The organism is Planktotalea sp. (genome assembly GCF_018607995.1).
Classification (GTDB): Bacteria; Pseudomonadota; Alphaproteobacteria; order Rhodobacterales; family Rhodobacteraceae; genus Planktotalea.
The window spans coordinates 237120-257452 of record NZ_JABBAL010000015.1; the positions used below are offsets into that span (position 1 = coordinate 237120).

At 53.9% G+C, this 20333-nt stretch carries 22 protein-coding genes; 10 read left to right on the forward strand and 12 right to left on the reverse strand.

Annotated features, from left to right (window positions below; all coding sequences use genetic code 11):
• The first annotated feature begins 31 nt into the window (after nucleotides 1-31).
• Nucleotides 32-1009, forward strand: coding sequence for a methylmalonyl Co-A mutase-associated GTPase MeaB (meaB, locus tag QZ280_RS05185; RefSeq protein ID WP_293441514.1), 978 nt, complete (start codon nucleotides 32-34; stop codon nucleotides 1007-1009).
• On the opposite strand, the gene QZ280_RS05190 is transcribed toward meaB, so the two are convergent.
• Entirely contained in the window at nucleotides 1006-2016 is a 1011-nt protein-coding gene (locus QZ280_RS05190; protein WP_293441515.1) for a phosphotransferase family protein, read from the reverse strand. The two genes, meaB and QZ280_RS05190, sit on opposite strands and share 4 nt — an antisense overlap.
• A gap of 99 nt (nucleotides 2017-2115) precedes the next feature.
• Here QZ280_RS05190 and QZ280_RS05195 point away from each other — a divergent pair, with 99 nt between their 5' ends.
• The 5 genes from QZ280_RS05195 (at nucleotide 2116) to QZ280_RS05215 (ending at nucleotide 5472) form a co-directional block, all read left to right on the forward strand.
• Nucleotides 2116-3351, forward strand: coding sequence for an acyl-CoA dehydrogenase family protein (locus QZ280_RS05195; RefSeq protein ID WP_293441516.1), 1236 nt, complete (start codon nucleotides 2116-2118; stop codon nucleotides 3349-3351).
• Between the two features lie 144 nt (nucleotides 3352-3495).
• Nucleotides 3496-3783 carry a 50S ribosomal protein L28 gene (gene rpmB, locus QZ280_RS05200; protein ID WP_009828955.1) on the forward strand — a complete coding sequence of 96 codons (288 nt, stop codon included), beginning with the start codon at nucleotides 3496-3498 and terminating at the stop codon, nucleotides 3781-3783.
• A 102-nt stretch (nucleotides 3784-3885) separates the two neighbouring features.
• Complete coding sequence (locus tag QZ280_RS05205) at nucleotides 3886-4233, forward strand: hypothetical protein (protein ID WP_293441517.1); 348 nt, start codon at nucleotides 3886-3888, stop codon at nucleotides 4231-4233.
• 44 nt (nucleotides 4234-4277) lie between these two features.
• Nucleotides 4278-4754 (forward strand): copper chaperone PCu(A)C, encoded by a 477-nt coding sequence (locus QZ280_RS05210; protein ID WP_293441518.1) that lies wholly within the window; start codon nucleotides 4278-4280, stop codon nucleotides 4752-4754.
• Between the two features lie 91 nt (nucleotides 4755-4845).
• Nucleotides 4846-5472: a glutathione S-transferase gene (locus QZ280_RS05215; protein ID WP_293441519.1), complete on the forward strand. Its 627-nt coding sequence runs from the start codon at nucleotides 4846-4848 to the stop codon at nucleotides 5470-5472.
• Between the two features lie 2 nt (nucleotides 5473-5474).
• Here the strand turns inward: QZ280_RS05215 and QZ280_RS05220 are convergent, their stop codons facing one another.
• Complete coding sequence (locus QZ280_RS05220) at nucleotides 5475-5786, reverse strand: hypothetical protein (RefSeq protein ID WP_293441520.1); 312 nt, start codon at nucleotides 5784-5786, stop codon at nucleotides 5475-5477.
• A gap of 199 nt (nucleotides 5787-5985) precedes the next feature.
• On the opposite strand from QZ280_RS05220, the gene lepA reads away from it, so the two are divergent.
• Together lepA and QZ280_RS05230 are read left to right on the forward strand one after the other, a co-directional pair.
• Nucleotides 5986-7785, forward strand: coding sequence for a translation elongation factor 4 (gene lepA / locus QZ280_RS05225; protein ID WP_293441521.1), 1800 nt, complete (start codon nucleotides 5986-5988; stop codon nucleotides 7783-7785).
• A 67-nt stretch (nucleotides 7786-7852) separates the two neighbouring features.
• Nucleotides 7853-8287 carry a DsrE family protein gene (locus QZ280_RS05230; RefSeq protein WP_293441522.1) on the forward strand — a complete coding sequence of 145 codons (435 nt, stop codon included), beginning with the start codon at nucleotides 7853-7855 and terminating at the stop codon, nucleotides 8285-8287.
• Between the two features lie 32 nt (nucleotides 8288-8319).
• On the opposite strand, the gene QZ280_RS05235 is transcribed toward QZ280_RS05230, so the two are convergent.
• Nucleotides 8320-8709, reverse strand: a complete 390-nt coding sequence (locus QZ280_RS05235; protein ID WP_293441523.1) for a transposase — start codon at nucleotides 8707-8709, stop codon at nucleotides 8320-8322.
• Nucleotides 8710-8898: 189 nt separating this feature from the next.
• Between QZ280_RS05235 and QZ280_RS05240 the strand changes: the two genes are divergently transcribed.
• Together QZ280_RS05240 and arsJ are read left to right on the forward strand one after the other, a co-directional pair.
• Nucleotides 8899-9897 carry an ArsJ-associated glyceraldehyde-3-phosphate dehydrogenase gene (locus QZ280_RS05240; RefSeq protein ID WP_293441524.1) on the forward strand — a complete coding sequence of 333 codons (999 nt, stop codon included), beginning with the start codon at nucleotides 8899-8901 and terminating at the stop codon, nucleotides 9895-9897.
• Nucleotides 9894-11120: an organoarsenical effux MFS transporter ArsJ gene (arsJ, locus tag QZ280_RS05245; RefSeq protein WP_293441525.1), complete on the forward strand. Its 1227-nt coding sequence runs from the start codon at nucleotides 9894-9896 to the stop codon at nucleotides 11118-11120. The genes QZ280_RS05240 and arsJ overlap by 4 nt, the downstream gene beginning before the upstream one ends.
• A gap of 105 nt (nucleotides 11121-11225) precedes the next feature.
• Here arsJ and QZ280_RS05250 read toward each other — a convergent pair whose 3' ends face one another.
• From QZ280_RS05250 to QZ280_RS05290, 9 genes are all read right to left on the reverse strand, one after another.
• A complete protein-coding gene (locus QZ280_RS05250; RefSeq protein ID WP_293441526.1) occupies nucleotides 11226-13415 on the reverse strand; it encodes an NADP-dependent isocitrate dehydrogenase in 2190 nt (729 codons plus the stop codon).
• Between the two features lie 96 nt (nucleotides 13416-13511).
• A complete protein-coding gene (locus QZ280_RS05255) occupies nucleotides 13512-14717 on the reverse strand; it encodes an FAD-binding oxidoreductase (RefSeq protein ID WP_293441527.1) in 1206 nt (401 codons plus the stop codon).
• Nucleotides 14714-15106 carry a rhodanese-like domain-containing protein gene (locus tag QZ280_RS05260; RefSeq protein ID WP_293441528.1) on the reverse strand — a complete coding sequence of 131 codons (393 nt, stop codon included), beginning with the start codon at nucleotides 15104-15106 and terminating at the stop codon, nucleotides 14714-14716. Before QZ280_RS05260 ends, QZ280_RS05255 begins: the two co-directional genes overlap by 4 nt.
• A 9-nt stretch (nucleotides 15107-15115) precedes the next feature.
• Nucleotides 15116-16291, reverse strand: a complete 1176-nt coding sequence (locus tag QZ280_RS05265) for a CaiB/BaiF CoA-transferase family protein (protein WP_293441529.1) — start codon at nucleotides 16289-16291, stop codon at nucleotides 15116-15118.
• A complete protein-coding gene (locus QZ280_RS05270; RefSeq protein WP_293441530.1) occupies nucleotides 16291-17442 on the reverse strand; it encodes an acyl-CoA dehydrogenase family protein in 1152 nt (383 codons plus the stop codon). Before QZ280_RS05270 ends, QZ280_RS05265 begins: the two co-directional genes overlap by 1 nt.
• Nucleotides 17439-18296 carry an acyl-CoA dehydrogenase gene (locus tag QZ280_RS05275; protein WP_293441531.1) on the reverse strand — a complete coding sequence of 286 codons (858 nt, stop codon included), beginning with the start codon at nucleotides 18294-18296 and terminating at the stop codon, nucleotides 17439-17441. The genes QZ280_RS05270 and QZ280_RS05275 overlap by 4 nt, the downstream gene beginning before the upstream one ends.
• Before the next feature lie 3 nt (nucleotides 18297-18299).
• Nucleotides 18300-19106 carry a metal ABC transporter permease gene (locus QZ280_RS05280; protein WP_293441532.1) on the reverse strand — a complete coding sequence of 269 codons (807 nt, stop codon included), beginning with the start codon at nucleotides 19104-19106 and terminating at the stop codon, nucleotides 18300-18302.
• Nucleotides 19106-19843, reverse strand: coding sequence for a metal ABC transporter ATP-binding protein (locus QZ280_RS05285; protein ID WP_293441533.1), 738 nt, complete (start codon nucleotides 19841-19843; stop codon nucleotides 19106-19108). Before QZ280_RS05285 ends, QZ280_RS05280 begins: the two co-directional genes overlap by 1 nt.
• Nucleotides 19840-20322, reverse strand: a complete 483-nt coding sequence (locus QZ280_RS05290) for a transcriptional repressor (protein WP_293441534.1) — start codon at nucleotides 20320-20322, stop codon at nucleotides 19840-19842. Before QZ280_RS05290 ends, QZ280_RS05285 begins: the two co-directional genes overlap by 4 nt.
• Between the last annotated feature and the right edge of the window lie 11 nt (nucleotides 20323-20333).

The following is a 20333-nucleotide window of genomic DNA, read 5'->3' on the forward strand; positions in this document are numbered from 1 at the left end:
AAAGGCCAATCAATTTTCGGAAGGTCCCATTATGGATATTCACGCGCTTGCACAGTCTGTCCAGTTAGGTGAAAGACGTGCTTTGGCGCGTGCGATCACGCTGGTTGAAAGTGTGCGTGCAGATCATCGTGCGCAAGCGGCCGAACTGCTGGAACTGCTATCGTTGGGCGGACGACAAGCCCTGCGTATCGGTCTGTCTGGAACGCCTGGTGTCGGTAAATCGACCTTCATTGAAAGCTTCGGGATGAGCTTGATTGCGCAGGGTATGCGTGTGGCTGTGCTTGCAGTTGATCCCAGTTCGACCCGTTCGGGCGGATCCATCCTTGGGGATAAGACGCGCATGGATCGTTTGTCGCGTGTGCCTGAAGCGTTTATTCGACCTTCCCCCTCTCAAACGCATTTGGGCGGTGTTGCGCGCCGATCGCGCGAGGCGGTGGCCGTGTGTGAGGCGGCTGGGTTCGATGTGGTCTTGATCGAAACTGTTGGGGTTGGTCAGTCCGAAACGATGGTGGCGCAAATGGCGGATTTGTTCGTGCTTTTACTGGCCCCAGCAGGTGGGGACGAGTTGCAGGGCGTGAAACGCGGCATCATGGAAATGGCGGATCTGATCTTGATCAATAAGGCGGACGGCGATTTGAAACCTGCGGCCACACGCACGATGGCGGATTATGCAGGGGCTTTGCGGCTTCTTCGCAAGCGCGCGCAAGATCCAGAGGATTTCCCCAAGGCTTTGGCGGTGTCCGCGTTGGAAGAGAACGGGTTGCAAACCGCATGGGATGAAATGAGCACATTGATCGCATGGCGGCGCGAACACTGTTTCTTTGATCGCGCGCGCGCAGAGCAAGCACGGTTCTGGTTTGAAGAGGACGTGCGCCAAGCCCTGCTTTCGCGGCTCACCAAGGTTGGACCGCTGCGTGATACGATGTCGGATTTGGGCGATGCGGTTGCGCGCGGCGATGTGACATCCGCCTTGGCCGCGAAACAGATGCAGGACTTGCTGTTTCGTTAGGTGAGCTTGCGCGCATCCCGTGCGAGCAGTGCGACAAACCCTGCAATCATATCGTTGTTCTTGGGGTTTGACGCATTCCCATCCCGTGCGCGTTTCAGCACGCCCTGCACAATCGCGAGAAAGCGAAAGTAGGAAAACACCAGATAAAAGTTCCAATTGTCAGGGACTTGCGTGCCGCGTCTGTCACAGTATCTCGTCACATATTCTTCTTCTGTCGGAAGCCCTATTGACGCGCGATCCATGCCTGCGAGCCCCTTGAACTCCGCCGCATTCGGCAAACGCCAATGCATGCATTGATAGGCTAGATCGGCGAGGGGGTGGCCAAGCGTGCTCAGCTCCCAATCAAGCAGCGCGAGGATCTGGGGGTTGTCTTTCGCGTAGATCATATTGTCGATGCGGTAATCGCCATGCACAATTGCGCTGGCCCCGTCATCGTCGGGCATATTGGCGGTTAGCCAGTCCATTACGTAATCCGCATCGTCGAGGGTTTGGGTTTCCGCCGCTTTGTATTGCTGGCCCCACCGCGATACTTGTCGCTCAAAATAATTGCCCGGTTTGCCGTAATCGTTAAGCTCGATGTTCGCAGGATCAACCGAATGCAGCGCTGCCAAAGTGGCGTTCATCGCGTCATAAATCGCGGCGCGATCATGCAGGGCGAGCTCTGGCAAAGCGGGGTCCCAGAAGATGCGACCGTCGAGATACTCCATCACGAAGAACTGCGTGCCCATCGGGCTTTCATCGCCCGAGAGGTGCAACATCTTTGGAACAGGTACGTTCGTGCCCGCTAGGGCTTGCATAACGCGGAATTCACGATCAACCGCATGGGCCGATTTCAACAATTTCCCTGGTGGTTTCGCGCGCAGAACATATTTCGACGCACCCGAACTTAGCAAATATGTCGGATTGGACTGCCCATCTGAAAACTTTTCAACGCTTTTTAGAGGGCCGAAATCCTCCAGATGCTCTTGTAAATAGCGTTGTAGGTCGTCGTGATCATATATGTGCATCGCGTTACGTTCCGTCAGTGGGCATGGACAAGCTTCCTCTTAGTAAGCAATCCTTTCGCCAAACCCACAACTGTTACCTTGCGAAAGGATGCCGCCGATATGAGCATGAACCTAGGCTTGAACGAGGTGCATGCACCGCTTTTGCAGTGCGTGCGCGAAATGATTCGTGATGAGGTGATGCCGCTCGAAGACGAATATCACGCGGAGATCGGCAAGGATGATCGCTGGACTTACACGGCGCGGCAAGCGGAGATCCTCGAGAGGTTGAAGGCCAAAGCAAAGGCTGCGGGTCTTTGGAATTTCTGGCTAACGGATAGTGAGCGCGGGTTTGGCCTATCCACAGTAGACTATGCCTATTTCGCCGAAGAAATGGGCCGCACCCCGCTTGGGGCAGAGGTGTTTAATTGCTCTGCGCCTGATACGGGCAACATGGAAGTCTTTGAACGCTATGGCACGGATGCGCTGCGCGAGCGGTGGTTAACGCCACTTTTGGCGGGTGAGATCCGCTCTGCTTATTTGATGACGGAGCCGGATGTTGCCAGTTCTGATGCGACCAACATTTCGCTGTCGTGCGTGCGCGATGGGAATGAGTACGTGTTGAACGGTGAAAAATGGTGGGCCAGCGGGGCAGGCGACCCGCGGTGTAAGGTCTACATCGTTATGGTAAATACAGGTGCGGCGGATGCACCCAAACACCAGCGCCATTCGATGATTGTTGTGGATGCCGAGAGTGCTGGTATCGAAGTGTTGCGACCTATGCAGGTTTACGGCCATGATGATGCGCCGCACGGACATATGCATATTCGATTTACCGATGTGCGCGTTCCAGCTGAGAACCTGTTGCTGGGCGAAGGTCGTGGATTTGAAATTGCGCAAGGTCGGCTGGGGCCAGGGCGTATTCACCATTGCATGCGCTCTATCGGCCAAGCGGAATCAGCGCTGGAAATGATGTGCAAACGCTCGCTGGCGCGCGAGGCTTTTGGCAAACCATTGGCGCAGTTAGGCGCGAATTTCGATATAATCGCAGAGTGCCGCATGGAGATCGAACAAGCGCGTTTGATGTGTCTAAAAGCGGCTTGGATGATGGATAAGGGCGATGGCCGTTCCGCCGCCCCCTATATTTCGCAGATCAAAGTTGTGGCCCCGAATATGGCGCTCAAAGTGATTGACCAAGCGGTGCAAATGTTTGGCGCACAAGGGATTTCGCAGGACACGCCGCTTGCGATGGCATGGACATGGCAGCGTGCCTTGCGCTTTGCTGATGGGCCGGATGCAGTGCATCGCCGTCAAGTTGCGCGGGCTGAGTTGAAAAAATACACACAAGAGCGCATGTAAGCCGCCTGAGGGATGGTGAATCGCTTGACGCCTATCTGATATCCCCCTAAGAGCGGCCAAGAGATTTATACGCCTTAGCGAAAGCTTTGCCCAATTTTGCACGCTAGGGTTCGCTTAGCACCAAATGAACACGAGGATATGCCCATGTCGCGCCGTTGCGAATTGACCGGAAAAGGCCCGATGACGGGCAACAACGTAAGCCACGCTAAGAACCGCACACGCCGTCGGTTTTTGCCAAACTTGAATGATGTGACGCTTCAGTCCGAGATTCTGGGTCGCGGCATTAAGCTCAAGATCTGTGCTGCTGCATTGCGCACTGTTGACCACCGCGGTGGTTTGGATCAGTTTTTCGCTAAGTCCAAGGACAGCGAATTGTCTGACAGCGCGTTGAAAGTGAAAAAAGAGATCGCGAAAGCACAGGCAGCCGCCTAAACCTTTCGAGCCTTGCTAAAGTTTTGCGCCCCGTGGCTTACGCTACGGGGCGCTTCTTTTTGTCCGTTGAAGACCGTGTGCTGTCGCATTAAGTCTGGCTTGATGAAGCGATTTGCTCATATCCTTAGTTTCAGCCTCGTGGCGCTGATTGTGCTGACTGCGCAAAGCGCAGCAGTTGCGCGCACGATGACGGATGCGACTGGCCAAATGGTGATTTGCACCGGCACTGGCCCAATGATGGTCTACGTGGATGAACAAGGTGAGCCGACTGGCGCGCCACAGATTTGTCCTGAGTATGCGTTGTCCCTTATTGTTGCTTTGACGCCGTCGGAAATCGATTCTTTATCTTCGGGTGTTTGGTTTAAAGAGCGGACGGATGATCTTGCTCGGTCTCGCGTGATTTTGAAGTTTGGCACCCCAAGCGCGCGGGGTCCTCCTAACTTGATCTGATTCAAATTTTTTTCTCGTAATCAAATCAGTAAAGGAGAGACGCGATGTCTTTTACTACTAAACTCATTGCCGCACTTGCGGTCACCACCTTCGCCATCCCCGCGTTTGCGGACAGCATTATGATCAAAGACGCCTATGTGCGCACGGCTATGAAGGGAGCGAAATCAGGTGCGGCCTTCATGCAGATCATGAACCATTCAGACACTGACGACCGTTTGATTTCTGCCGCATCGGATGTGGCAAAAAAGGTTGAGCTGCACACGCATATGGATATGGGCGAAGGAGTCATGAAGATGATGCACGTTGAAGAGGGGTTTGTGATCCCCGCAGGTGGCATGCACGGTCTGTCACGGGGTGGCGATCATGTGATGTTCATGGGACTGACCGAAGACATGATCCAAGGCGAGAGCGTTGAGGTCACGTTGACGTTCGAGCAGGCCGGAGACATGGTAGTGCAGATCCCTGTTGATCTTGAGCGTCAGGATCATGGCGCAATGAAGCATGGCGATATGGATCATTAAGCGGTGAGGGGGCATTGCCCCCGCGCCTTTGGCGCTCCCTCAAAGTTTATTTGGAAAGAAGAAGCGGGGCGTTGTACTTTAGGGGAGCGAAATGAGCGACGACAATCCAATTCTATACTCGTTTCGTCGATGCCCTTATGCAATTCGCGCACGCTTGGCGGTGGCGATGTCCGGCGTGCGTGTCGAGCTTCGAGAAATTAGTTTGAAAGGGAAACACCCTGCGTTTTTGCAAGTTTCCAGTAGCGGCACCGTGCCGTGTTTGGCGGCCGATGATGGCGTCATCGATGAGAGCCTCGATATTATGATTTGGGCCTTAACGCGCAATGACCCGCAGGGGTGGTTGGATATGCCGGAGGTGGGTTGGCGGTTGATCGAGCAGTTCGATGGGCCGTTTAAAGATGCATTGGATCGCACAAAGTACGTTGTGCGACATCCTGAACTGGACCCTTTAGAACAACGAGCGATGGCACATCACCAGCTAAGTGATTTGAATGCTTCGATGGGGGAATGGGTGTTTGATCGGCCAACCCTTGCAGATTTTGCGATTTTACCCTTCGTGCGCCAATTTGCTTTCATCGACAAAACGCTTTTTGATGCGCAGCCATGGGAGCGGTTGCACGCATGGCTCTCGCGCTTTTTAGACTCGTCTGCGTTTCAGGATGTCATGGGTAAACACGCGTTTTGGCAAACAGACGACGTGGCAATCTATTTTCCCTAATCTTAAGAGCACATCTGTTTTGCGCGTTCGCCGAATTTTTTGTAGCGCTTCCAAAACGTCTCGTGACTAGAGCGATCTGATTGACGGATCCGCTGGCTGCGATGCGGGTCTTTAAAGAAGGATGCCGCCATTCGCTGTTCAGAGGAGCTCAGGGTTTTGCGCGCCGCTCTTTGAATGCACGCGCATAACCTGCGATTCGCAGCTTTGCGATCTGATTTCATGCAAGCGCGCGTGATTGTGCCAGCTTCAAGTGGAGCGGGAACCATAGGTGCTAGTACGCCCGCCAAAGCGAGCGACAAAATGATGTGTTTCATAGTCTTGCCTCTTTTCCGGCATGGTTGCGGTTCTTTTGCCCGTTGACTCACATGCCGATTACTCTCTTCTCAAATTTAGCGCAAAAACAGTGAAGATTCAATTCACGTGCTTGCTAGGCGAAGCCTTGCCAAATTTGGTAGGCATGCGTGGCGCATTCGCCACCTTGACCAAGTCGCAAAACCAACTCATATCCCACTCATGACAGAGCTGAACAAAATCCGTAATTTCTCCATCGTGGCGCATATTGACCACGGGAAATCCACCTTGGCTGATCGCCTTATTCAAGAGACGGGCACTGTGAAAGATCGCGACATGCAAGAGCAAATGCTCGACAGCATGGATATCGAACGCGAACGCGGGATTACTATCAAGGCGAACACGGTTCGGATCGACTATAAGGCAGATGATGGTGAAAATTATGTGCTTAATCTGATCGACACACCTGGTCACGTGGATTTCGCTTATGAGGTGTCACGGTCTATGCGCGCGGTAGAGGGATCTTTGCTCGTCGTTGATAGCTCGCAAGGGGTGGAAGCGCAGACTTTGGCTAACGTCTATCATGCGATGGATGCGGATCATGAAATTGTCTCGATCCTTAACAAGATAGATCTGCCCGCCTCTGATTGTGACCGCGTGGCGGAACAGATAGAAGATGTAATTGGCCTTGATGCGACAGATGCTATTCAGGTGTCTGCGAAAACGGGACAAGGCATTCGCGAGACTTTGGAAGCAATTGTTACCCGCCTTCCGGCACCCGTTGGCGAGCGCGATGCGCCGCTAAAGGCGATGCTGGTAGACAGTTGGTACGACGCATATCTGGGCGTAATCGTTCTGGTGCGCATCATCGATGGCGTGCTGAAAAAGGGCGAGCGGATCAAGATGCTCTCCAACGGGTCTGTGCATCATGTGGATCGCATCGGTGTGTTTAAACCGCAACGTGAAGAGATTGCAGAGCTTGGACCGGGCGAGATGGGGTTCTTGACCGCCTCCATCAAGCAGGTCCGTGATACGCGGGTAGGTGATACAATCACCCATGAGAAAAAGGGCACGGACGAAGCTTTGCCGGGCTTTAAACCTGCGCAGCCTGTTGTGTTCTGTGGGTTGTTCCCTGTGGACAGTGCTGAGTTCGAAGATTTGCGCGATGCGATCGATAAGCTTGCTTTGAATGATGCGAGCTTCTCTTTCGAGATGGAAACATCTGCGGCTTTGGGTTTTGGTTTCCGCTGTGGTTTCCTTGGCTTGTTGCATTTGGAAGTTATCCGAGACCGGATCGAGCGCGAGTATAACATCGAGCTTATCACGACTGCGCCGTCTGTGATTTATCACATTCACATGAAAGACGGCACGATGCAGGAGTTGCATAACCCTGCAGATATGCCTGATCTGACGTTCGTGGATCACATGCAAGAACCACGGATTAAAGCAACTATTCTCGTACCTGACGAGTATCTGGGCGATGTTTTAAAATTGTGCCAAGACCGTCGTGGCATTCAGGAAGACCTGACCTACGCAGGCACGCGTGCGATGGTGGTATATGATTTGCCTCTGAACGAAGTAGTGTTTGATTTTTATGATCGGTTGAAATCGGTGACCAAAGGCTACGCGTCGTTTGACTATCAAATGACGGGCTATCGTCAGGATCATCTAGTGAAAATGTCGATCCTCGTGAATGATGAACCTGTAGATGCGCTTTCAACCATGGTGCACCGTGATCGTGCAGAGATGCGCGGACGAGCGATGGTTGAAAAGCTGAAAGACTTGATCCCACGCCATATGTTCAAGATCCCTATTCAGGCGGCGATTGGCGGAAAAGTCATTGCGCGGGAGACTTTGTCTGCGATGCGTAAGGACGTAACCGCTAAGTGTTATGGTGGTGATGCGACGCGTAAGAAGAAGCTGCTTGAAAAGCAAAAAGCGGGTAAGAAGAAGATGCGTCAATTCGGCAAGGTCGATATCCCACAAGAAGCGTTTATTTCCGCGCTCAAGATGGATAGTTGATTTGGTGCGCGCTTGATTTGATCAGGCATGTTCGCTTAGGCTTGCAGTCCTCACGGGAGGACTATCAATGAAAACAGTGTTTGGAATGGCGATCGCAATATCGCTTAGTGCAGGAACTTTGTTTGCTGAAGGAATCGTACACAAGGTTGCGGTTCACGTGAACGAGAACGACCCAGCGGTTATGAATATTGCGCTCAACAATGTGCAGAACTTGACGAACTACTATCATTCGACAGGGGATACCGTTGAAGTTGAGGTGGTTACATACGGTCCGGGCTTGAACATGCTGATTGATGGTAAATCGCCTGTTGCAGATCGTATCGCGACGATGTCACTAGAAATGGACAATCTGAGCTTTGCAGCTTGTGGTAACACGCATCGAAAGATGTCTGCAAAGAAGGGTGAAGATATCGCTCTGCTGGACGAAGCCAATATGGTGCCTTCGGGTGTCGTACGGTTGATCGAACTTCAAGAAGATGGCTTTGCCTACGTGAAGCCTTAGGTCGATAGGTAAGGGGCGTGGTGCCACGCACCTTATGCTGACGCGCGTCGTAACTTCGCAAATGATGTATATTTCCAGTGTTCAGGTTTGCTCACGAACCCGTGCCGCACTGGGTCCAGCCAGCAATGCTCCATATGTGAATCGTAGTCGGCCTTTGAGCGGATATGATGTTCCCAAAACCGTTGGTTCCAAATACCGCGCTCTTGGCGTCTAGTGTCGCTCGCGAGTAGCGGTACTTTCGCCAGATTGCGCGAGAATCGAGATTTGATAATCCGCCATCGAGTAGAGTAATCACAATCGCCTTGCGGCAAGGTCCAGATGCAATGCATGTGATCGGGCAGAACCACCCACGCATTCACAGTGACGGGTCGTTCACGAAGTGTGCGTGCGACTGCGCTGCGCAACAGGTGAATTTCGCGCAAGAGCGTATCAGAGCCTTGGAGGCGCAGGCCTACAGTGAAGAAGACCGTCGCACCGCGAATGTGGGGCGTGTATAATTAGACATGCGCCCTTTGTGGAATATCATGTTTAAGAACTGATGAATCCCAGCAAGGTGCATGATATCACGCATCGTCATTTATCTGTTACATTCGAGTTCTAAAGGAGTTCTCATGACAACATATGCAATAAATGGCCTTGGCCGAATCGGAAAACTCGCTCTGCGGCCGCTTGTTGAAAGTGGCGCTAAAATCGCTTTTCTCAATGACGCTGTGGGCGATCCAGAAATGCATGCGCATCTAATGGAGTTTGATACTGTTCATGGGCGTTGGGATGCTGAATTCAGCTATGATGAAGATACGATAAGCATCAATGGAACAACGCTTCCGCTTTGCAATACGCGAAATCTTGAAGAGCTGCCGCTAAACGGTGTCGACGTTGTGATCGATTGTACAGGCGCGTTTAAGACCGAAGCGAAGCTCGCACCCTACTTCAAAGCAGGTGTGAAGAAAGTTGTCGTCTCTGCCCCTGTCAAAGACGGAAATGCGGCTAACATCGTTTATGGCGTCAACAACCACGATTACGATGCAAGCACGCAAAAAATCATTACGGCGGCGTCTTGCACAACAAATTGCCTCGCGCCCGTTGTGAAAGTGATCCATGAAAACCTGGGGATCAAACATGGCTCAATCACTTCGATCCATGATGTCACTAACACACAAACAATCGTGGATCGTCCCGCCAAGGATTTGCGGCGTGCGCGGTCTGCTTTGAATTCCCTGATCCCCACGACAACGGGCTCAGCCACGGCGATCACGCTGATCTATCCTGAACTGACTGGCAAACTGAACGGCCACGCAGTACGCGTGCCCTTGCTCAATGCGTCCATCACCGACTGCGTTTTTGAAGTGGAGCGCGCAACGAGCGAAGCCGAAGTGAACGCGCTGTTCAAAGCCGCCTCAGAGGCGGAGCTGGCAGGCATTCTGGGATATGAAACCCGCCCGTTGGTGTCTGCCGATTACGTGAACGATCCGCGCAGCACGATCATTGACGCGCCTTCTACCATGGTCGTGAACGGTACACAGGTTAAAGTCTACGCGTGGTATGACAATGAATGGGGCTATGCGAACCGTCTCATCGATGTCGCGCGTATGGTTGGCGAGGCGTTGTGACACGGCCAACAGGCTTTGCAGCCTATCTAGTCGTCACTGGAGCCTATTGGGCTTTCATGCTGACGGACGGTGCCCTGCGGATGCTGGTATTGTTGCATTTTCATGGGCTTGGTTTCTCGTCTGTCCAACTCGCCTATCTCTTTGTGCTCTATGAAGTTGCGGGGATGGTGACCAATCTTTGCGCGGGCTGGCTGGCTGTGCGTTTCGGTTTAACCACAACGCTTTATGCAGGCCTTGGTTTGCAGATTGTTGCGCTCTTAGCGTTAACACAACTCGACCCGAGTTGGAGCATTGCTATCTCCGTCGCCTTCGTGATGTGCGCGCAAGGCGTGTCTGGCATCGCCAAAGATCTCACCAAGATGAGCAGTAAATCCGCGGTAAAATTGCTCGCCCCGTCTGAGGATAGCACACTTTTCCAGTGGGTAGCTGTGCTGACCGGATCAAAGAATGTGATCAAAGGTTTGGGTTTCTTTTTGGGTGGTGCTTTGCTGGCGGTGTTTGGATTTGAAGGGGCTGTTCTTGGAATGGCCTGTGCGCTTGGTTTTCTCCTCACGCTGGTCGTGTGGCGCATGCCGTCTGGGCTGCCGTCTGGGATGAAGGGTGCAAAGTTCAGCGCGGTCTTTTCTACAAGCGAGGCGGTGAATTGGCTAAGTCTCGCTCGGGTTTTTCTGTTTTCGGCCCGAGATGTATGGTTCGTCGTAGGCGTCCCGCTTTACTTCTATGGCGTATGGTCTGACGGGTCAGATGCGGGCAACAAAGCGGCCTTCTTTATGATTGGCAGTTTCATGGCGCTTTGGGTGGTTGCCTATGGGATAGTGCAAGGGAGTGCACCGAAAATTCTTGCGCGCTTGCCTGTGCAAAGCGCTTTTGAATTGGCAATGCCCTTAGCGTTTGTGCCCCTAATTCTGGCGATCGTGCTTTTGTTCAGCAATAGCACAGTTATGCCTCTCGTGGTCATCGGCCTCTTTGTATTCGGATTTGGTTTTGCACTTAACTCTGCGCGGCATTCTTTTTTGATCTTAAGTTTCAGCACGAACGCGCGCGTTAGCATGGATGTGGGATTTTACTATATGGCCAACGCGGCGGGACGATTGCTGGGAACGCTATTGTCCGGGATCGCATATCAAAGCGGTGGCTTGGAACTTTGTCTTCTGATCGCGTCGCTGATGCTGTTTTTGAGCGCGGGTGTTGCGCGCCGATTGCCACAGTCGGGCGTCGCTTAAGAAGGAGCGCTGCCCCCGTCTCAGCAAGCTGAGCCTCCCCTGAGGTATTTGGAGACCAAAGAAGCCGAGACCGCGCGAGAAATGTTGCGCGCGGCCCTGAGTCGTTTAGCCGATGATCGCGTTGAGCGTCGCGGAGGGGCGCATAACGGTTGTGGTTTTTGCCGCATTGCCGTGATAGTAGCCACCCAAGTCAACTGTAGGGCCTTGGGCGTTTGCGAGTTCTGACAGAATTGCTGTTTCACCGTCGGCCAATGCTTTGGCGATTGGGGCGAAGTGTGCGGCGAGATCCGCATCGCTGTTTTGTGCAGCCAGTGCTTCGGCCCAGTAGCGCGCGAACCAGTAGTGGCTGTCGCGGTTGTCAGGTTCACCCACCTTACGGGAAGGTGAGCGGTTATCGTCTAGGATACCTTGAGTGGCCGCATCAACCGCCTGGCCAAGAACGCGGGCCTTCTCGTTAGAACGTGCGTCTGCGAGGAACTGAAGGCTCTCTCCGAGCGCGCAGAACTCGCCGAGGCTATCCCAACGCAAGTGGTTCTCTTCCATAAGTTGTTGCACGTGCTTGGGTGCAGAGCCGCCAGCGCCTGTTTCAAAGAGGCCGCCACCCTGCATTAGTTTCACGATGGAAAGCATCTTGGCGGAGGTCGCGAGTTCCAAGATTGGGAAGAGGTCTGTGAGGTAGTCGCGCAGTACGTTGCCAGTGATCGCGATGGAATTCTTGCCCTTCGTAATCGTCTTGAGAGAGGCGCGTGTTGCTTCGCGTGGGGCCATGATCTGGAACTTGTCTGCAACGCCATTTGCTTCAAGGATCGGCTTAACATAGGCGATCAGTTCCGCATCATGTGCGCGGTTAGCGTCGAGCCAGAAAATCGCTTCACAGCCTTCCGCCTTTTGACGGGAGATCGCGAGGTTCACCCAATCTTCAATCGGGGCTTTACGCGCAGAGGCGGAGCGCCAGATGTCCTGCGCCGCGACCTTGTGTTCATGCAGAACGGTGCCATCATCGAGAATCATCTTGACCGTGCCTGCCGATGGCATTTCGAAAGTTGTTGGGTGCGAACCGTACTCTTCCGCCTTTTGCGCCATTAGGCCGATGTTTTGCACGGTGCCTGCGGTCGCCGGGTTCAGCGCGCCGTTTTCTTTGAAGAACTTAACGGATTCATCATAGACAGGTGCGTAGGAGTTGTCTGGAATAACGCAGTTTGCATCAGATTCGGCACCATCTGGGCCCCAACCTTTACCACCAGCGCGGATAAGTGCAGGCATAGACGCGTCGATGATCACGTCAGATGGGACGTGCAGGTTAGTGATGCCCTTGTCGCTATCCACCATATACATAGGGGGGCGTTTGCTCATGCAGGCGTCAATTGCTGACATGATCTCTGGCTGGTTTTTCACACGCTCCAAGAGATCACCAAGACCGGAGTTCGGGTTCACGCCGAGGTCTGCCATTTCAGCGCTGAATAGATCAAAGACGGGGGCAAGGAAAACCTTGACCGCGTGGCCGAAGATGATCGGGTCCGAGACCTTCATCATCGTTGCCTTCATGTGTAGCGAGAAGAGCGTGCCGTCTTCTTTCGTGCTTGCGATTTCGTCTGCGAGGAAGGTATCAAGCGCAGCTGCACTCATGAATGTGGCGTCGACGACTGTGCCTGCGGGGTAGCTAAGACCCTCTTTCAATACGGTTTCGCCTGTGGCTGTTTCGAGAACGATTTTTGCGGTGGCTTCTTTGGCGAGGGTTACGGATTTTTCGTTGGAGAAGAAATCGCCACAGGCCATAGAGGACACGCGCGTTTTGCTGTCGGCAGTCCATTTACCCATGCGGTGTGGGTTGTTCTGAGCATAGCTTTTTACCGCTTTTGCTGCACGGCGATCAGAGTTGCCTTCGCGCAGAACCGGATTCACAGCAGAGCCTTTAATCGCATCAAACTTCGCGCGGATCTCTTTTTCAGCGTCCGTCTCGGGTGTTTCTGGGTAGTCGGGAAGTGCGAAGCCTTGCGACTGGAGTTCTTTCACCGCAGCGACTAATTGGGGCACGGAAGCCGAGATGTTGGGGAGCTTGATCACGTTCGCTTCTGGCGTTTTGACTAAGCGACCAAGCTCTGCCAAATCATCAGATTGGCGCTGATCTTCTTTCAGATGCTCGGGGAAGGTCGCCAGAACGCGACCTGCGAGAGAGATGTCTTTTGTGCCCACAGACACGCCCGCGGCGGCGGTGAATTTCTGAATGATCGGCAAGAACGACGCGGAGGCCAATTCGGGTGCTTCATCGACTTTTGTGTAGATAATATCGGACATCTGGAAACCTCTTTAAGATGGTGTTGAGGTGTCCTTAGTGGATCATCAGCGAGTCGTCTACAGTATACCGTGGTATGCGGTGTCGCAGTTTGCAGTCTAAATGATCGCTTTTTCTTCAAATGTACGCCCTTCTGCTATGCGTTCGAATCCGAAAGGCGCCATGTCGAGTGTTCGGTAGCTGCCATAAGTCAGCCATTCCGCTGTCGCGCGGCCCATTGCAGGACTTTGTTGTAAGCCGTGGCCGGAAAATCCATTGAGGAAGATGAAGTTCGTAATCTCTGGATGGGCACCAAGAACTGCGTTTTGATCCAGCGTGTTGTAGGCGTAGTGACCTGCCCATTCGGTGACGACTTTGATCGCCTCGAACTGGGGGATGCGGGTCGCAATGATTGGCCACACGTGATTTTCCCAGCGGCTATGATCCATGTTGAAGTCGCTTGGATCGACCGCGATGTCGTATTCAAGGTCAGGGGGGCCACCGGCGAGATAGGTTTTGGGACCATCTTGGCGGAAATGCACACCTGAAGGGTCAATCGTCAGCGGTAGGTCCTGATTAAGCGGTTGTTTGGCGCTGAAAATCCAGGTGAAGCGTTTACGCGGCTCAACAGGTAATGCGATTCCTGCCATCTTTGCGGTCAGGGCCCCACGTGGACCAGAGGCGTTGACAACTTGACCTGCGCCAATCAACTCACCGCTTTCAAGCGTGACAGAGTACACCTTGCTCTCTTGAACATCCATCGCAACCACGCGGTTCGTGACATATTCCGCACCGCGATCCTTGGCGGCGCGACGCCACCAATCAAAAACCGTGCCGCCATCCCAATAGCCCTCATCCTTGAGGTTGATAGAGCCTAGTTTGATGTCATCGACATTGTAAAACGGATAGCGCGAATAGATCTCTTCTGCGCTCAAAAGCTGGGTTTCTGCACCCATCTCAAGCTGCACCTTTTGGTTTTCGCGTAGTGTGTCGGCGAAACTGTCAGTGTCTGCGAGATACATGTAGCCGTAGTTCTGGATATCCAGTTCCGGCACGCGCGTATCGTTGCCCATGTAGCCACGCAGGTTCTTGACGAAATCAGCCGCAAACTGGCTGATTTGCACATTCAGCTTATTGGAAAATTGCTGACGCATGCAGGAATTCGTGTGCGCTGTAGAACAATTAGCGTAGCTGCTGTCCATCTCAACGACCAGCACAGAGCCGTCGAAATCGGGATTGTCTGTGAGGAACCAAGCCGTCGACGACCCCATCATTGCGCCACCGATGATCACGACATCGTAGTGGGTTTTGCTCGGGGTGTTCATTGCGCTCTTTCGACAGGGCCACCTTGTGTAGCCCAAGTGGAGAAGCCTTCACGCAGGTGTGCCGCGTCAAAACCCATGTTTTGCAGGGTTTGAACCGTGAGGGCAGATCGCCAGCCAGAAGCGCAATGAAAGACGAACTGTTTGTCTTCGCCAAATATCGGTTTGAAATAGGGGCTGTCCGGGTCAATCCAGAATTCGATCATCCCGCGTGGTGCATGAAAACTGCCGGGGATAAAGCCACTGCGCTGGCGTTCGCGTACGTCACGGATATCAACAACGACGAGCTTCGGATCCTCCAGCATCGCAATTAGGTCTGGCGTTTCAATCTCACGAATATCTACGCGCGCGGCGGCGACCATGTCTGCCGCTGGTGTTTTGAGCTTTGCCACCACAATCTCCTAAATAATCCCAGCTTTAGAAAGCGCTTCAATGCGAGCGCTGTCCATCCCTAATTCTTCCAGTATGGCGCGGCTGTGTTCGCCCAAGGCTGGAATGGAATCCATGCGGGGCGCTGCTCCGACGCCGCCAGGGGGCAAGAGGGCGGGCATGGGGCCGATGGGCGTGCTCACCTCGCGCCAACGATTCCGTGCTCGTAATTGTGGATGCGCCCAAAGTCCCGCCATATCGTTCATCCGCGCATTGGCGATGCCGGCGGCGCTAAGTCGCACGATGACCTCTTCAGCATTCCACTTGGAAAAGGCGGCCATGATGATTGCTGTCAGATCCAGCTTGTTGGCCGCGCGGGCATGATTGCTCTCGAAGCGCGGGTCGGTTTCAAGCGCTGGTGCATCAAGGATATCGCGACAAAACACCGCCCATTCGCGGTCATTTTGCAGCCCCAACATCACCTCTTTCCCGTCGCCCGCAATGAAAGGGCCATAGGGAAATATTGTGGCATGTGCTGCCCCTGCGCGAGCGGGCGGTTCTGCGCCATCAGTGGCGTAATACATCGGGTAGCCGATCCATTCAGCCAGCGCTTCGAGCATGGAAATATTGATCTCAACGCCGAGGCCTGTCTTGCTGCGCTGCAAAAGTGCGGCGAGGATATTGGTGTAAGCATACATGCCTGCGGCGATATCAGCGACGGAAATGCCTGCCTTGCTGGGTTTTGCGTCTGTGCCTGTGATCGATAGGAACCCCGCCTCTGCTTGCACCAAAAGATCATAGGCCTTACGGTCGGTTTCAGGGCCGTCGGGACCGTAGCCAGAAATATTGCAGACGATCAGTTCAGAGTGGATTTCATGAAGCGTTTCAAAACCCAGTCCCATGCGATCTGCTGCACCGGGGGCAAGGTTTTGCACCAGCACATCTGCGCCTTCAATCAATTTACCAAGCACATCTATGCCTTCGGGCGATTTCAGATCAAGCGTCAGGCTTTCTTTGGAGCGGTTGGTCCAAACGAAATGCGAAGACATCCCACGCGCGCGCGTGTCGTAGCTGCGCGCAAAATCGCCTTTTCCCGGGCGTTCAATCTTGATTACGCGCGCACCTAGATCGGCCAGTTGACGTGTCGCAAACGGGGCCGCGATCGCGTGTTCCAGCGCAATCACTTTGATACCATCGAGCGGTAACATCAAAACGACCTCGGCAGGCCCAAGATATGTTCGGCCACATATGATAGGATCAGGTTGGTGGAGATTGGTGCGACTTGATAAAGTCGGGTTTCGCGGAATTTGCGCTCCACATCATATTCAGCGGCAAAGCCGAAACCGCCATGGAACTGGATACAGGCGTTTGCTGCTTCCCAGCTGGCCTTAGCAGCAAGGTATTTCGCCATATTCGCTTGAGCTCCGCAGGGTTCGCCTGCGTCATACAGGCGGCATGCTTCAAACCGCATGAGATTGGCGGCTTCGATCTCGATATGGGCCTCTGCGATGGGGAACTGAACCCCTTGGTTCTGACCGATAGGGCGGCCAAACACTTCACGCGACTTGGCATATTCCGTGACCTTTTCGGTGAACCAATAGCCATCACCAATGCATTCGGCGGCGATCAAGGCGCGCTCTGCATTCAGCCCATCAAGGATGTATTTGAAGCCCATCCCTTCCTCGCCAATCAGATTCTCTGCGGGGATTTCGAGGTTGTCAAAGAACAACTCATTCGTTTCGTGATTGACCATATTGGGGATCGGTTTGACCTCTAGCCCGTTGCCAATCGCGTCGTGTAAATCGACGATGAAGATTGACATGCCAAGAGATTTCTTCGTGACCTCGGCCAAGGGCGTTGTGCGCGCCAGCAGGATCATCAGATCAGAGTGCTGTACGCGCGAGATCCAGACTTTTTGCCCGTTGATCACGTATCTATCGGCGCGCTTTTCCGCTTTGGTTTTAATCTTGGTGGTGTCGGTGCCTGTTGTCGGCTCCGTCACACCCATGCTTTGTAAGCGCAGCTCACCGGAGGCGATGCGCGGCAGGTATTTTTGTTTTTGCGCGTCCGAGCCATGACGCAAGAGCGTGCCCATATTGTACATCTGCCCATGACACGCACCGGAGTTTCCGCCGGAGCGGTTGATCTCTTCCATGATCACGCTCGCTTCGGTCAGGCCAAGGCCGGAGCCGCCATATTTTTCGGGGATCAATGCGGCCATCCAACCAGCTTTGGTCAAGGCATCAACGAAGGCTTCGGGGTAGCTGTGGTCTTGGTCTATCTGGCGGTGATATTCGGGTGGAAACTCAGCGCAGAGCGCGCGTACGGCGTCGCGGATGTCTTGGTAGGCTTCGCTCATGTTTTGTCCTTGATCTGTGCTGTGCCTTTCATCGCAAATGCACCATCTTTCCGTGCGACCCAAAGCTCGATCTCACCATTGTTCGCACAAGTGCCATGGACAGAAAATTGCTGGGTATCAAACACAGGTGCAAGCGCGCGGAAGTTGAAATGCGTGACCTTTGCTGCTGGGTATTCACGGCGCAAAAGATCCAGCATCAAGGTTGCGAGCAAAGGGCCATGCACGACCAACCCGCCGTAGCCCTCTGCTCCGACGCAAAAGGGATGATCGTAGTGGATGCGGTGGCCATTGAAGGTGAGTGCGGAGTAGCGAAACAAGAGAACGGGGTCGGGCACGGTTTTTCTAGAAAAATCACACGACGTCGGCGCATGTGGCGGCGTTGGTGTGGGGGCGTTTGGATCTGGCAAAGCGCGATAGACGATGTCTTGCTCTTCGCGAATGCAATGTTTTTGATCCTCAAAAACGTCATGGGTCACCGTGACGAATACCAAATCCCCGCTGCGCCCTGATTTATGTGTCACGCTTTTGACAGTGGAGCGCTTGCGCGCTGACCTGCCAATCGTCACAGGGGCAAGAAACTCTAAACGGCTGCCTGCCCACATCCGTCTTGGCAAAGGCACGGGCGGCAGGAACCCACCAAGCGCCGCATGCCCATCATAGCCACTCTCACCCAACTTATGGATTGGTAGAAAATGCAACCAATGCCAGAGCGGGGGCAACGCATCGCCAATATGATACTCCTCATCGTTGCGATCTAGCGTTGCTGCCAGTGCATTTGCGGGAAACGCAGCGATCAGGTCATCCCGCGTCTCACGACGTCCTTGCCAGTTTTGCAAATGTTTAACGTCGATCATCGCTTAACCCGCCACATGCCCTTTCAGCAGGTTGAGCAGACCGCCAAGCACAAAGCAAGCGGCAGCGACGCAAACGATTGTCGGACCCGTGGGGGTGTCGAAAATATAAGCGGCTTGCAGACCGGCCATAGCCGAGATCGCGCCAATACCGGCGGCTATGAAAGCCATACGTTCTGGTGTTCCTGCGAATGGACGTGCGGCTGCGGCTGGGATGATCAAGAGAGCCGCAATTAACAAAACGCCGACGACTTTAATGGCGACCGCCACGACCACCCCGAGTGCAATAGTCAGAACCATCTGTTCACGGCGCGGATCAATGCCTGCGGCATATGCAAGATCGTTGCTGAGGGTCGCAGTCAATAGCGCGGACCAACGCCACCATAAAAGCAGCAGGACCAACAGCACACCGATCCAAACAATCAGCAAATCGAATCGTGATACTGCGAGGATGTCGCCAAAGAGATAAGCCATCAAGTCGATGCGTACCCCTTGCAAAAACGACACTGCAACCAGGCCAATGGCCAGTGCGGAGTGCGCCATCACCCCGAGGAGCGTATCCATCGCATAGCCACGCCCAGAAAGCGTGGATACGGTCCAGCCCATCAGTAGCGTGATGATCAGTACGCCCGCAAAGATTGAGGTGGAGAACGATAGAGCCAGCGCGATGCCTAGGATCGACGCGTGCGCAGTCGCTTCGCCGAAATATGCCATACGCCGCCAAACCACGAAGCACCCCAATGGGGCCGCGGCAAGTGCAACGCCAAACCCAGCAAGGGCCGCGCGCACAAGAAAGCTGTCTAAGATGTCCATTATGCGTCCTCATGTTCGTGATCGTGCGCATGGTGATGGTGGTCGTGATCATGGCGATACAGTGCCAAGGCTCCTTGGGTGCCCGAGCCAAACAGCGCGCGGTATTCTGGTGCGGAGGCGACAACTGCGGGCGTGCCTTCACAGCACACATGACCATTCAAACAGATCACGCGATCAGAGGCGGCCATCACAACATGTAGCTCGTGGCTTACCATCAGCACGGCGCAGCCTAGTGTTTCGCGCAAGCTCTCGATTTCGCGGTAGAAAGCGGCAGATCCTGGTTGATCAAGCCCCTGTGTCGCCTCATCCAAGATCAACAGCTCAGGTTTTCCAAGCAAGGCGCGGGCCAGTAGAACCCGTTGAAATTGCCCGCCAGAGAGATCGCTCATTTGGCGGTTCGCCAGCGCCCCTGAGCCGGCTTGCTCAAGCGCGTCTTTGGCAGCGGACGCACTCACGCGTAAGGGGAGCGACAGAAACCGCGCGACACTTATGGGAAGCGTTGGGTCAATATGTAGTTTTTGCGGGACATAGCCGATTCGAAGACCGTCTTTGCGTGTCAGCGTCCCGCTTTTGAGCGGGGTGGCACCGATGAAAGCGCGCAAAAGCGTCGATTTACCCGACCCGTTTGGCCCGACAATCGTAACAATCTCGCCTGCGTTGATGTCCAATGTCACGTTCTGCAAAACAGGTGCGTTGCCGTGATTGACGGAAATGTTTTTGGCGCTGATCAAGGTCATGTTGCGGGCCTTTCTGCGCAGTTCGGACAGACCCCCACGGCCTCTAACACGGCACGCTCAATGTGAAATCCAGCGATCTTCGCGCTTGACCCTAACTGCCCACGTGCTGATTTGGTTTGTGCTTCTGCGACGCCATCGCACTTGCGGCAAATCAAAAAGGCTGGATCATGTACTTCACCGGGATGGGCGCAGGCCACAAAGGCGTTCAAACGTTCAATTTTGTGGGCAAACCCGTGCGTGACCAAAAAATCCAACGCGCGATAGGCAACTGGCGGCTGCGAGCCAAGCCCCTCTGAACGTAGTTTATCAAGTATGTCATAAGCCCCCAGTGCGCGATGTTCGTGCAACAGGATTTCGAGCACGCGACGACGGACAGACGTCAATTGCAAACCTTCTTTGGCGCAATGTGCTTCGATCTGCGCCAGATTGTCAGTGATGCAATGGGTGTGGTCGTGGCTTGAAAATCCTATGGGGTCCATCTAAGCGCTTT

Excerpts from the sequence above, each read along its gene's own strand:
- lepA (WP_293441521.1), top strand. The coding sequence starts at position 5,986 with ATGACAGAGCTGAACAAAATCCGTAATTTCTCCATCGTGGCGCATATT.
- QZ280_RS05220 (WP_293441520.1), bottom strand. The coding sequence starts at position 5,786 with ATGAAACACATCATTTTGTCGCTCGCTTTGGCGGGCGTACTAGCACCT.
- QZ280_RS05250 (WP_293441526.1), bottom strand. The coding sequence starts at position 13,415 with ATGTCCGATATTATCTACACAAAAGTCGATGAAGCACCCGAATTGGCC.
- QZ280_RS05255 (WP_293441527.1), bottom strand. The coding sequence starts at position 14,717 with ATGAACACCCCGAGCAAAACCCACTACGATGTCGTGATCATCGGTGGC.
- QZ280_RS05270 (WP_293441530.1), bottom strand. The coding sequence starts at position 17,442 with ATGAGCGAAGCCTACCAAGACATCCGCGACGCCGTACGCGCGCTCTGC.
- QZ280_RS05190 (WP_293441515.1), bottom strand. The coding sequence starts at position 2,016 with ATGCACATATATGATCACGACGACCTACAACGCTATTTACAAGAGCAT.
- QZ280_RS05265 (WP_293441529.1), bottom strand. The coding sequence starts at position 16,291 with ATGTTACCGCTCGATGGTATCAAAGTGATTGCGCTGGAACACGCGATC.
- meaB (WP_293441514.1), top strand. The coding sequence starts at position 32 with ATGGATATTCACGCGCTTGCACAGTCTGTCCAGTTAGGTGAAAGACGT.
- QZ280_RS05275 (WP_293441531.1), bottom strand. The coding sequence starts at position 18,296 with ATGATCGACGTTAAACATTTGCAAAACTGGCAAGGACGTCGTGAGACG.
- QZ280_RS05215 (WP_293441519.1), top strand. The coding sequence starts at position 4,846 with ATGAGCGACGACAATCCAATTCTATACTCGTTTCGTCGATGCCCTTAT.
- QZ280_RS05230 (WP_293441522.1), top strand. The coding sequence starts at position 7,853 with ATGAAAACAGTGTTTGGAATGGCGATCGCAATATCGCTTAGTGCAGGA.
- QZ280_RS05290 (WP_293441534.1), bottom strand. The coding sequence starts at position 20,322 with ATGGACCCCATAGGATTTTCAAGCCACGACCACACCCATTGCATCACT.
- QZ280_RS05195 (WP_293441516.1), top strand. The coding sequence starts at position 2,116 with ATGAGCATGAACCTAGGCTTGAACGAGGTGCATGCACCGCTTTTGCAG.
- QZ280_RS05285 (WP_293441533.1), bottom strand. The coding sequence starts at position 19,843 with ATGACCTTGATCAGCGCCAAAAACATTTCCGTCAATCACGGCAACGCA.
- rpmB (WP_009828955.1), top strand. The coding sequence starts at position 3,496 with ATGTCGCGCCGTTGCGAATTGACCGGAAAAGGCCCGATGACGGGCAAC.
- QZ280_RS05280 (WP_293441532.1), bottom strand. The coding sequence starts at position 19,106 with ATGGACATCTTAGACAGCTTTCTTGTGCGCGCGGCCCTTGCTGGGTTT.
- QZ280_RS05240 (WP_293441524.1), top strand. The coding sequence starts at position 8,899 with ATGACAACATATGCAATAAATGGCCTTGGCCGAATCGGAAAACTCGCT.
- QZ280_RS05205 (WP_293441517.1), top strand. The coding sequence starts at position 3,886 with ATGAAGCGATTTGCTCATATCCTTAGTTTCAGCCTCGTGGCGCTGATT.
- QZ280_RS05210 (WP_293441518.1), top strand. The coding sequence starts at position 4,278 with ATGTCTTTTACTACTAAACTCATTGCCGCACTTGCGGTCACCACCTTC.